The 10903-nt window shown below is 64.9% G+C and carries 12 protein-coding genes, 1 tRNA gene, 1 pseudogene and 1 riboswitch; of the genes and pseudogenes, 2 read left to right on the top strand and 12 right to left on the bottom strand.

Going from position 1 to position 10903, the window contains the following annotated elements; translation table 11 throughout:
• The 3 genes from HW466_RS30820 to HW466_RS30810 form a co-directional block, all read right to left on the bottom strand.
• A partial coding sequence (locus tag HW466_RS30820) for a dTDP-glucose 4,6-dehydratase (protein ID WP_176316129.1) occupies positions 1-571 on the bottom strand: 571 nt, incomplete at its 3' end.
• A 584-nt stretch (positions 572-1155) separates the two neighbouring features.
• Positions 1156-1989, bottom strand: a complete 834-nt coding sequence (locus tag HW466_RS30815) for a class II glutamine amidotransferase (RefSeq protein ID WP_151004887.1) — start codon at positions 1987-1989, stop codon at positions 1156-1158.
• A gap of 148 nt (positions 1990-2137) precedes the next feature.
• Complete coding sequence (locus HW466_RS30810; RefSeq protein WP_011883382.1) at positions 2138-2467, bottom strand: carboxymuconolactone decarboxylase family protein; 330 nt, start codon at positions 2465-2467, stop codon at positions 2138-2140.
• Between the two features lie 130 nt (positions 2468-2597).
• Here HW466_RS30810 and HW466_RS30805 point away from each other — a divergent pair, with 130 nt between their 5' ends.
• Positions 2598-3545: a cupin domain-containing protein gene (locus HW466_RS30805; protein ID WP_059546771.1), complete on the top strand. Its 948-nt coding sequence runs from the start codon at positions 2598-2600 to the stop codon at positions 3543-3545.
• A 152-nt stretch (positions 3546-3697) separates the two neighbouring features.
• On the opposite strand, the gene HW466_RS30800 is transcribed toward HW466_RS30805, so the two are convergent.
• The 9 genes from HW466_RS30800 to HW466_RS30760 all read right to left on the bottom strand — a co-directional run bounded on the left by HW466_RS30800 (position 3698) and on the right by HW466_RS30760 (position 10216).
• Positions 3698-3773: transfer RNA gene (locus HW466_RS30800), tRNA-Lys, on the bottom strand.
• A gap of 58 nt (positions 3774-3831) precedes the next feature.
• Positions 3832-4581 (bottom strand): tol-pal system protein YbgF, encoded by a 750-nt coding sequence (ybgF, locus tag HW466_RS30795; protein ID WP_059451368.1) that lies wholly within the window; start codon positions 4579-4581, stop codon positions 3832-3834.
• A gap of 19 nt (positions 4582-4600) precedes the next feature.
• Positions 4601-5110, bottom strand: coding sequence for a peptidoglycan-associated lipoprotein Pal (gene pal / locus HW466_RS30790; protein WP_059451369.1), 510 nt, complete (start codon positions 5108-5110; stop codon positions 4601-4603).
• A gap of 17 nt (positions 5111-5127) precedes the next feature.
• Positions 5128-6423, bottom strand: a complete 1296-nt coding sequence (tolB, locus tag HW466_RS30785) for a Tol-Pal system beta propeller repeat protein TolB (protein ID WP_059506995.1) — start codon at positions 6421-6423, stop codon at positions 5128-5130.
• Positions 6424-6532: 109 nt separating this feature from the next.
• Entirely contained in the window at positions 6533-7597 is a 1065-nt protein-coding gene (tolA, locus tag HW466_RS30780; protein ID WP_151005671.1) for a cell envelope integrity protein TolA, read from the bottom strand.
• Entirely contained in the window at positions 7594-8043 is a 450-nt protein-coding gene (tolR, locus tag HW466_RS30775; RefSeq protein WP_006484943.1) for a protein TolR, read from the bottom strand. The genes tolA and tolR overlap by 4 nt, the downstream gene beginning before the upstream one ends.
• Before the next feature lie 10 nt (positions 8044-8053).
• Positions 8054-8731 carry a protein TolQ gene (tolQ, locus tag HW466_RS30770; protein WP_010091489.1) on the bottom strand — a complete coding sequence of 226 codons (678 nt, stop codon included), beginning with the start codon at positions 8729-8731 and terminating at the stop codon, positions 8054-8056.
• A 144-nt stretch (positions 8732-8875) separates the two neighbouring features.
• On the bottom strand, positions 8876-9361 hold the full coding sequence (gene ybgC / locus HW466_RS30765; protein WP_151005669.1) for a tol-pal system-associated acyl-CoA thioesterase: 486 nt from the start codon (positions 9359-9361) through the stop codon (positions 8876-8878).
• Between the two features lie 108 nt (positions 9362-9469).
• Entirely contained in the window at positions 9470-10216 is a 747-nt protein-coding gene (locus tag HW466_RS30760) for an SDR family NAD(P)-dependent oxidoreductase (protein WP_151005667.1), read from the bottom strand.
• 180 nt (positions 10217-10396) lie between these two features.
• Positions 10397-10497: riboswitch (ZMP/ZTP riboswitch) on the top strand.
• Positions 10498-10634: 137 nt separating this feature from the next.
• On the opposite strand from HW466_RS30760, the pseudogene glyA reads away from it, so the two are divergent.
• Positions 10635-10903, top strand: a pseudogene (gene glyA, locus HW466_RS30755) (serine hydroxymethyltransferase); the annotation flags it as partial.

Raw genomic sequence — 10903 nt, 5'->3', positions numbered from 1 at the left:
GGCCGTAGTTGTTCGAGCAGTTCGTGGTCAGCGTGGGCAGGCCGTACGTATGGTGGTAGGCGCGCACCAGATGATCGGAGCCGGCCTTGGTTGCCGAATACGGACTGTTGGGGGCATACGGCGTGGTTTCCGAGAACTGCGGATCGGTCGCCGACAGTGAGCCGAATACCTCATCGGTCGATACGTGCAGAAAGCGAAACGCCGATTTGTCCGCTTCACTCAGGCCGCTCCAGTATGTTCGCGCGGCCTCGAGCAGCGTGAAGGTTCCGACGACATTGGTCTGAACAAAGTCCGCCGGCCCGTGAATCGAGCGATCGACATGGCTTTCCGCCGCGAAATGCAGGACCGCACGCGGCTTGTATTCGGCGAACAGCGCATCGAGCGCCGGATGATCACAAATATCGGCTTGCGCGAACACGTGCTGCGGATTTCCGTGCAGTGATTTTAACGTTCCGAGATTGCCGGCGTAGGTCAATTTATCGACGTTAAGGATCGATTCGTTCGATTGACGCAACCAGTCCAGCACAAAGTTGGCACCGATAAAGCCGGCGCCGCCTGTAACCAATATCATGTACCCTCTTTTTGTGTTAATGGCAGTGAATCCTGCCTTGGTCTCATTCGCGCGCGTCGCCCCGATTGAAGCAGGGCGAAGAATATCAAGAAGTCATGCGGACCAGGCTGATGCTGGTGCGCTGGATTGCATGCATATTTTAGGGTATTCCTTGTCGGCGACGCATGCGCGAACTGGACAGTCTGAGCCGAAAGACTATTAATTCTCTATACCGAGAACCCGACCGGCGCCTATTGTGCGCGATGTATTGCGATTTCAGGTGCTCTTGTACGGGATTCATCAGACATGCCGTCGCGCGCAAACATTTGCGCGGGCCCCGGCAAAGAAACTGCGAGCAGGAGTCGATGCTCGAAGGCGGTGATGTTTTTGCGATGTTTAAAATTGGTGGCAACTATATCATGCTGGATTCACCGGGTGCGAATCATCTGTTTAATGCTGTGATTTGAATCGCCATGTTTTGCTTTGCCGTCATGGCTGGTGTCGCGATGGGCGTTGACGCACCTGTCGGGATACTCGTTAAATCCGGTTTGATTCAGACATATTTGCTTGTGGAGGCGGGACGTGAAACGAAACGCCGCTTCGACCTACTTATGCCGCGGATTGAACACCCGCTGCTGCACATCCGCGCCATGCGCGACGATCGCCGTGCTTTCGGGCACCTCCTCCCATGCACCGCGCAGATCGACGAGCGGCTCCGACACGACCATGAACGCGTCGTCGCCCGCTTCGACGATGCGTGGATTGTGCGGATAAAGCTCGTGCAGATGCTTGAACGACGTGCTGTGGAACAGCGAGCGCGATTGCCGTTCGCTCGAGTAGCGCACCGCGATGATCCGGTCGCCGTCCGTCGCGCAGATCGTCATGTTGAGCGGCTCGGCGACGCGGTATCGTACGGCGGTTTCCTCGATCACGCCGACCATGCGTTCGAGCGCGGGCAGCGGCGTCTGCTCGAGGCCGTAGGTCAACGCGAGACGGAACATCAGTTCGGAGTCGGTCGACCCTTCGAGTGTCGGAAACAGCGCCGGGTCGACCTTCATCGTCAGGTCGCGGCGCAGTTTGTGGAAGTCGCGAATCAGCCCGTTGTGCGCGAACAGCCAGCGGCCATGGCGGAACGGGTGGCAGTTGGTTTCCTGGACCGGCGTATCGGTCGCCGCACGGATGTGCGCGACGAACATCCGCGAACGAATCGCGCGCGCGGCCTCGCGCAGGTTGCGGTCGTTCCACGCGGGATGCACGGAGCGGTAGCGGAACGGCAGTTCATCGGGATGGCCATACCAGCCGATGCCGAAGCCGTCGCCATTGGTCGTCGTGGCGCCCAGTTCCGAATGCAGGCTCTGGTCGATCAGCGAATGCTTCGCGCGAAACAGCACGGTCTCGAGATGGATCGGATTACCCGTATAGGCGAGCCAGCGGCACATGGAGCGCTCCTTCGCGATGAATCCTCTCGCGCATGGTAGCCGACTTCGCTTGCGCCGTTATGCGCGGCCGCCGCACGCTCGCTCGCGGGCTCCGCGCCAGCGACAGTCGACGAAGGATGCGGCGGGTGCCGCATCCTTCATGCGCGCGTCAGTCGCCGAGCGCGTCCATCACGCGGGCCGAGTAGACGAGCGCCGCGCCCGCATTCAGCGCGATCGCGACGCCGAGCGCTTCGGCCACTTCCTCCTTGGTCGCGCCATGCTTCGCGGCTTCCGCCGTGTGCACGGCGATACAGCCGTCGCAGCGCGTCGTGACGGCCACCGCGAGCGCGATCAGTTCGCGCGTCTTCGCGTCGAGATGTCCCGTCTTGGCGCCGGCGCCGGATAGCGCCTTGTAGCCGGCCAGCGTGTCGGGCGAGAGCTTCGCGATATCGCCGATGCGCGTCGTGAGTTCCTTCCGGTATTCGTTCCAGTTCAGCATGATGCGTCCTTTCGAGAAGAAGTTGATCGGGCGGCGGATGCCGCGATCTCGGGCGATGCAGGGCCTATTCTGATCGTTCACGCTGAGGGCTTCGATACGTTAGAGTGTCAATTTTTAGCGAAAACGTCTCATGGACGCATTGAGTCAATTGCTGTCGCTGGGCCGCAGTCATGTCGAACTCGATGTGCGGTGCCTGCTCGACGGCCCATTCGCGATGCCGCACGATGCGCTGCCGCCGGGCGAGGCGGCGTTTCACTTGCTGCTCTCCGGTACGTGCGAGCTGCGCACGGCCGACGGGCGCCCGCTGCGGCTGGTCGACGGCGATTTCGTGCTGTTGCCGGCTGGCGACGCGCACGACCTGTTCGATGTGGAAGGCGGCAGCGTGCGGTCGGTCGCGTCGCTGCGGGAGCCCGGCGCGGCCGGCGGCGCCGTGCTGCCCGTCAAGTCGAATCGCGATCTCGCAGCTCCGGCCGACGCGAGTGTCGACCTGCTCTGCGGGCGCTTCGTCTACGCGCGCGGTGCGGGCGATCTGTTGATGCGCACGCTGCCGCGCGTGCTGCATGTCGGGCTGCGCGACGCGTCGGGCCCGGCGTCGCTGCAACTGCTGACGAGCGTGTTGCGCGCGGAGGCATCGAACGCGCAGCCGGGCGCGCGTGCGATTGTGAATGCGCTCGGGCAGGCGCTGCTCGCCTATGCGTTGCGCGCGTACGGCCGCGATGCGCGCGTGCCGGCCGGCTGGCTCGCGCTGGCGGCCGACGCGCGGCTCGGTCCGTCGGTCCAGGCCGTGCTGCAGGCGCCGGCGCAACCGTGGACGGTCGAGTCGCTCGGCGCGGCGTCCGCGATGTCGCGCGCGACCTATGCGCGGCATTTCCGGGAGAAGGCCGGGATGAGCGTCGGCGAATTCGTCGCGCGGATCCGGATGATGCATGCATGCGCATTGCTGCAGGACACGCAGCGCGGTCAGGCGGAGATCGGACAGGCGGTCGGCTATCAGTCGGAGGCGGCGTTCGGCAAGGCGTTTCGCGCGGTGCTCGGCACGACGCCGGGGCGCTGGCGGCGCGCGCAGCGCGGCACGTGAGGTTGCAGGTGCGAGCGTCGTGTTCGACGCACGCATCGTGGCGGCGGGAATGCGGCAGGGGAGGGATGTGTGGCCGGGGCGCGCGTTTGCTTGCGCGACAGCAACAATGAAAAAGGGGCTTCCGGTTTCCCGGAAGCCCCTTCTTGACATCTTGGTAGGCCGTGCGTGACTCGAACACGCGACCAACGGATTAAAAGTCCGCTGCTCTACCAACTGAGCTAACGACCCAAAGAGCAAAAAATTATAGCGGCGGATCGTTGGCCTGTCAACAACCCGTCACGATAATTTATTTGATGCTTTCGATCTTGCCCTGTGCCGTCTGCGCAGCGTTCGATCCGGCGTATTGCGACACGACCTGCTCGAACGTTTTCTTCGCGGCCGCCTTCTGGCCTTGCTCGAGCTGGTTCGTGCCGATCGCGACGAGCGCATCGGCCGCGCGCGGATGCTGCGGGTACTTGCTCACGATCGCTTGCCACGTCGCCGTCGAGCCGCGGTAGTCGCGCAGCGCGTATTGCGCGTTGCCGAGCCAGTACTGCGCGGTCGGCTGGTACGGGCTCTGCGGATACTTCGCGATGAAGCTGCGAAACGACGCAGCGGCAGCCTTGAAATTGCCGTTGCGGAATTGCTGCTGCGCCGCGCTGAGCGCATCCGTTTCACCCGGCTGCACGGTACCTTCGACACCATCGATCGTCGCCTGCTGCGGCTCGAACTTCTTGAGCCGTGTGTCGAGATCCTGGTAGTACTCCTTCTGCTGCCGCTCGAGCGTCGTCAGCCGGTTCGTCAGATCCTCGTTCTCGCCGCGCAGCGTCGCGACCTGCTGGTTCAGCTGGTCGATACGGCCGGATTGATCGAGGATCGTACGCTGGGCGGCCGACAACTGGCTGGCCAGGTTGTCGCTTTTGCTGCGCAGATCGAGCACGGCGCGGCGCGCCTCGTTGTCGTCGAACATGCCTGCGTGCGCCGGCGCGGCCGACCACGCCGCGCCGACGACGCAGAACGCTGCGGCCATGCGCAGCCACGATTCACGGTGCGTCATACGGCAATTTTTCCGTTACTTACGGTTGGTAGACGAGGTCGGCGCGACGGTTCTGCGCCCACGATGCTTCGTCGTGGCCCGATGCTTGCGGCTTTTCCTTGCCGAGGCTCACGGCTTCCATCTGCGAGTCGTTCACGCCGAGCAGTGCCATCGCGCGACGGACAGCCTCCGCACGCTTCTGGCCCAGCGCGAGGTTGTACTCGCTCGTGCCGCGTTCGTCGGTGTTGCCCTGGATCAGCACGTGGCGCTGCGGGTGGCTCTTCAGGTACTGCGCGTGTTGCTGCAGCAGCGGCTGGTACTCGTCCTTCACCGAATAGCTGTCGAAGTCGAAGTAGATGCTGCGCTTCGCGAGCGGGCTGTTCGGGTCGTTCAGCGGATCGACGTTCACCTGCGCGACGTTGTCGGCGCTCGGTTGCGTGCTCATCGCGCCCGCGTTGGCCTTGTCGTCGAGCTTCACGCCCGACTTGCACGCTGCGAGCGCGCTGATCATCATCACGGCCAGGGCCAGACGAGCTTTATTCGACATCATGGTTACTCTCCTTGTGGTCATTGCATGAAGGGCCCCCACGACGGCTCACGAACGGAGCCGCCCTGGACGGACAGGATCTGCGGCGGCGCGCTGCCGTCGGAGGGCACTGCTGCCAGCACGTTGCGACCACCCGACTGGGTAGCGTAGAGAAGGTACTGGCCGTTTGCCGCGAAGCTCGGCGATTCGTCGCGATTGGTGTTCGTGATGGCGTTCGCCGCGCCGGTTTGCAGATCCTGGACGTACAGCTTGAACCCCCCACCCGTGCGGGAGATGTAGGCGAGCAGCTTGCCGTCCGGGCTGACGCGCGGGCTGGTGTTGTAGCTGCCGGTGAAGGTCACGCGTTGCGCGGCGCCGGCGCTTTCGCCTTGCGCGGGCATCCGGTAGATCTGCGGCGCGCCGCCGCGATCGCTCGTGAAATAGATCCAGCGGCCGTCCGGCGAGTAGAACGGCTCGGTATCGATCGAGCTGCTCTGCGTGAGCCGGCGCAGACCGCCGCCGTTTGCATTGACCGAATAGATTTGCGTATTGCCCGTCAGCGACAGCGCAACGGCCAGCGTGTTGCTGTCCGGCGACCACGCCGGCGCGCTGTTGTTGCCCTTCTGGTCGGAGACCATGTAGCGGCGGCCCGTCGGCAGGTCGTGAATGTAGACGATCGGCTTCTTGCGCTCGAACGACACGTACGCAACCTTCGTCCCGCTCGGCGACCACGCCGGCGAGATGATCGGCTCGGTGCTCGACAGCGCGATGCGCGCGTTCTGGCCGTCCGAGTCCGAAATTTGCAGCTGGTAGCGGTTGCCCGTCTTGATCACGTACGACAGACGCGTGGCGAACACGCCGCGCACGCCGAGCAACTTCTGGTAGATGTAGTCGGCGATCTTGTGGCCGGCCGTGCGCAGCGTGTTGTCGTTTGCCGTCAGCGACAGGCCGCCGAGGCTTTGCTGCTTCACGGTGTCGTACAGGATGAAGTTCACCTTGTACTGCCCGTTCGCTTCGCGGTTCACGCTGCCGGCGACGAACGCGTTCGCGCCCTTGGCCTTCCATGCGCCGAGATCGACCGAAGCGGTCTCGGGCACGGGCGTGCTGCCCGCGTCGATATTGGTGAATTTGCCGCTGCGGGCGAGGTCGGCTCGCACGATCGACGTGACCTGCTGCGGCAGGCCCGCCTCGTTCGCGAAGTTCGCGGTGGCGATGGGGAACTGGGTCGAACCGACGCCGGTGATCAGCACGTTGACCTGCGCGTTAGCGGCGCCGCCGGCCGCAATCAGACACGAGGCCACGAGTGCCCTGAAACCTAGTTTCGTCATCAAACTCATGCTTCTTGCTTCCCATGTGACTTGGATCGCTGCGCAACCGCAGAGACAGTAAAAATACCCGATTCGTTCCCGTCCGGCAGCGACGCTCGGAGTGTAAGCGCATTTGCGCTCACTCCGCCGCCTTGAAGGTAATCGTAATGTCGGACGGGGTACGACCGTTAGAATCGGGCGGCAATGGGACCGACGCCTGAATTGCATTGACCACGGCTTGATCCCACCCCGAATTTCCGCTCGAACGGCGGATCGAAACGCTCAGCACGTCGCCCGACGGCGTGCAGCGGATCGCGACGACCGTCGTCAGGCCCGCGCGCTCGCCGCCCCAGACGATGTTCGGCTTCACGCGACGACGCACCTTGTCGGGATAGCCGGGCGATGCGGCGTTGCCGCCGGAGCCCGTGCCGGTACCGCTTTTCGCGAGGCCTTCACCGCCGCCTTCGCCGGCGCCGGACATCCCTTGCAACTGCGCGAGACGCGCGCTGCGCTCGCGGTCGAGCTTCGCCTTCGCCGCCGCATCGGCCTTCGCGCGCGCCGCCGCTTCGGCCTTCGCCTTGGCCTGCGCTTCCGCCTTCGCCTTCGCGGCCGCGTCGGCCTTGGCCTTCGCCGCCTGCTGCGCTTCCTGCTGCGCCTGCTTCTGTTGCTGCAGTTTCTGCTGCTGGAGCTTCTGCTGTTCGAGCTTCTGCTGCTCCACGAGCTGCTGTTGCCTGAGTTTCTCCGCCTGCTTCTGCCTTTCGCGCTCGGCGGCCTTTTGCACGGCGAGGGCGGCCGCCTGCTGGGCCGCGAGTTGCTCGCGCCGGGCTTCTTCCTGCTGGGCCTTCAGTTGCTGCGCGCGGCGCTGCTGCTCGAGCAGCGCTTCGCGGGCGGCCGCTTCCTGTTGCCGTTTCTTCTGCTGCAGCGCGATGTCCGCCTGCTCGTCCCGGACCAGAGGAGGCGGCGGTGCCAGCTTCGCCGGCGGCGTGGGTGCGACGACGGGCCGCGGCGCGGGCACGTCGGGCACCTCGGTCCACAGCTCGGCCTCGGCGCCGGCCGGCGTGCTGTTCTGCCACTGCACGCCGTGATAGAGGAACAGCGCGAGCAGCACGTGCATCAGCGCGGCGAGCGCGAACGCGCGCCAGGTGCCGCGCTCGCGAGGGGGCTGAGACGGATAGGTGCCGCGCGTGGATTGCTGCCGGTTCATTGCGATTTGACGAGGAGGCCGACGCGCTTGACGCCGCGCGCCTTCAGGTCCGACATCACGGTCATGACGGCATCGTACTGCACGGTCTTGTCGGCCGCGATCACGACCGGCTGGTCGGGATGGTCAGCCTGCCGGGCCGAGATGAAGCTGTCGAGCTCGGCCTTCGTCATCGTGTCTTCCTGCGTCGCGCCGGAGTCGCCCTTGTACTTGACGCTCATCGTGCGATCGGCCTTGATGTTGACGACGACCGGCGGCGTCTGTTCCTGCGGAGCCGCATTGCCGACGGTGGGCAGATTGATGATCGACGGGGCCACGAGCGGTGCCGTGACCATGAAGATCACGAGCAGCACCAGCATCACGTCGATGTACGGCACGACGTTGATGTCGGCCATCGCGCGGCGCGAGCGGCCGCCGCGCATGCTGGATCGAATGGGACTTCCTGCCATGGCGCGCTCCTTACTGGGCCTGACGCTGCAGGATGTTCGAGAACTCTTCGATGAAGGTCTCGAAGCGGATCGCGAGGCGGTCGATGTCGTGCGCGTAGCGGTTGTACGCGACCACCGCCGGAATCGCGGCGAACAGGCCGATCGCGGTGGCGACGAGTGCCTCGGCGATGCCGGGCGCGACGTTCGCGAGCGTCGCCTGCTGCACGTTGGCCAGGCCACGGAACGAGTTCATGATCCCCCAGACGGTGCCGAACAGACCGATGTACGGACTGACCGAGCCGACCGACGCGAGGAACGCGAGGTTCGCTTCGAGCACGTCCATTTCGCGCTGGAACGACGCGCGCATCGCGCGGCGCGCGCCATCGAGCACGAGGCCCGGGTCGCTGATGCGCTTTTCCTTCGCCTTCAGGAACTCACGCATCCCCGACTCGAAGATCCGCTCCAGCGCGCCGATCGTGTGGCGATTGTTGGCCGCGCTCTGATACAGCGCCTGCAGGTCGCCGCCCGACCAGAAATCCCGTTCGAAGCGTTCGGTCTGCGCGCGTGCGCGGCGGATCGCGAACCACTTGCGGAAGATGAAGGTCCACGACATCAGCGACAGCAGCAGCAGCAGCCCCATCACGGCCTGGGCCAGCACGCTCGCGTTGAGAACGAGGGAAATGATCGACAGGTCTTGAGAAGTGTTCATAGAGGTTTGAGTAACGTCCCTTCGGGGGTGTCCGGCGAGGGCGCACGGTATGCGTGTGGCGCGGCGCGCCGGCCTGGCCTGGCGCCGAACCTTGCTTAGTATCGATTCAGGAAGGCAAGTTCATAGGCTTTGTCTAAACGGTGCTCATCCGAGCTTCGTTGACAGTACGGTCTGCCCGGCGTCGACGACGGGCCCGCGGTGCAGCGCGTCGAGCACGACCGGCGGGATTGCCGCGGGCCGGATGCCGGTTCGGTCGACGCAGCCGAGACGGATGTGTCCGGCGACGAGCAGCGTGTCGCCACGCCACGCTTCCTGAGTGAATTCCACCGATGCGCGGCCGATGCGCCCGGGCCGGCTCGTGATCGTCAGCGCGTCGTCGAGTCGCGCCGGCGCGCGGTAGTCGAGCGATGTGCTGCGCACGATGAAGATCGCGCCCGTGTCGTCGGCGAGCCGACGCTGGTCGATGCCGCACGCGCGCAGCCATTCGGTACGGGCGCGCTCGAAGAATTTCAGGTAATTGGCATAGAAGACGATGCCGCCTGCGTCGGTGTCCTCGTAGTACACGCGTACCGGCCAGATGAAGCCGGAGTGCGCGTCCGGGGAGCGGGTAGGCTGAGTCATGGCGCGCATTCTACCGGAAGGCCGAGGCCGGATTCGTAACCGATTCGTAACGGAATGTAGTACGGCGCAGCATGCCGCGGGCCGGCCGGAGCCGGGCCCGCGGCGGCGCCAGCCGTGTCAGCCGCGATGGATCGCGAGGCCTGCCGGGGCTTGGGCGACCGGCATCATTTCGATCGTGTTGATGTTGACGTGCGCGGGGCGCGTCGCGATCCAGTAGATCGTGTCGGCGATGTCCTCGGCCGTGAGCGGCTGGACGTTCTGGTACACATTCGCCGCCTTCGCATTGTCCCCGCGGAAGCGGACGTTCGAGAATTCCGTGCCGCCGCACAGGCCCGGCTCGATGTCGGTGACGCGCAGCGGAGTGCCGATCAGGTCGGCGCGCAGGTTCAAGCTGAATTGTCTGACGAAAGCCTTGGTCGCACCATATACGTTCCCGCCCGGATACGGATAGGTGCCGGCCACCGAACCCAGGTTGAAGATATGGCCGCGTCCGCGCGCGATCATGCCCGGCAGCAACGCATGGGTGACGGTCACCAGCCCGGAGCAGTTCGTGTCGATCATGGTCTGCCACTCGTCGAGGCTGGCCTTGTGGGCGGGCTCGACGCCGAGCGCGAGGCCGGCGTTGTTGACGAGCACGTCGAGCGCTGCGAATTCGGCGGGAAGGGCCGCCGGCACCGCCTCGACGGCGGCGCGGTCGCGCACGTCGAGCTCGAGTGGCAGCAGTGCATCGCCGAGCTCGGCCGCGAGCGCATCGAGACGATCCTTGCGGCGGGCGGTTGCGACGACGCGGTGGCCGCCCTTGACGAAGGCACGGGCGATGGCGGCGCCGAAGCCGGCGGACGCGCCTGTGACGAACACGATCATTGCTGCTCCTGGTCGGTAACAAAGTAGCGGATGGTATCCCGCAAGCCTACTGAGATTGCGGCACCGCGGCAAGGCGCCGAAGCGCGTCGGCACGGGCGCGTAAAGTCTGACCCTCATTGTTTCGGGGCTGCTGCCGCGCGGTTGCCTATTCATGACGCATCCAATAAACTAACGCGCTCATCACCCCTGCGTGACTGGCGATAGAACCCTTCGGGTTCAAGGTGGAGCATCCCACCGTGAAGCGCGGGGCGCCGTTTTTGCCGTTCGCCTGGGCAGCCGTTGTGCGCCGTCGCGTGCATCGCCGGTGGCTGTCCTGCCTCGCGTCATACGGATTCTTCCGCCACGTCGGGCTGGTTCCGCCAGCAGCGCAATGTACTCGGCCACTCCGGTCAACCTGTACACACTTAACGGAAACCGTATGTTTGACAGAGCCCAAAGCACCATCGCGAACGTCGATCCCGAAATCTTTGCAGCGATCGAGCAGGAAAACCGCCGCCAGGAAGAGCACATCGAGCTGATCGCGTCGGAAAACTACACGAGCCCGGCCGTGATGGCCGCACAAGGCTCGCAGCTCACGAACAAGTACGCGGAAGGGTATCCGGGCAAGCGTTACTACGGCGGCTGCGAGTACGTCGACGTGGTGGAGCAACTGGCGATCGACCGCGTGAAGCAGCTGTTCGGCGCGGA

Source organism: Burkholderia territorii, assembly GCF_902833055.1.
GTDB lineage: Bacteria > Pseudomonadota > Gammaproteobacteria > Burkholderiales > Burkholderiaceae > Burkholderia > Burkholderia territorii.
The sequence above is the reverse complement of the archived record's forward strand: the minus strand, read 5'-3'. Positions and strand labels throughout refer to the sequence as shown.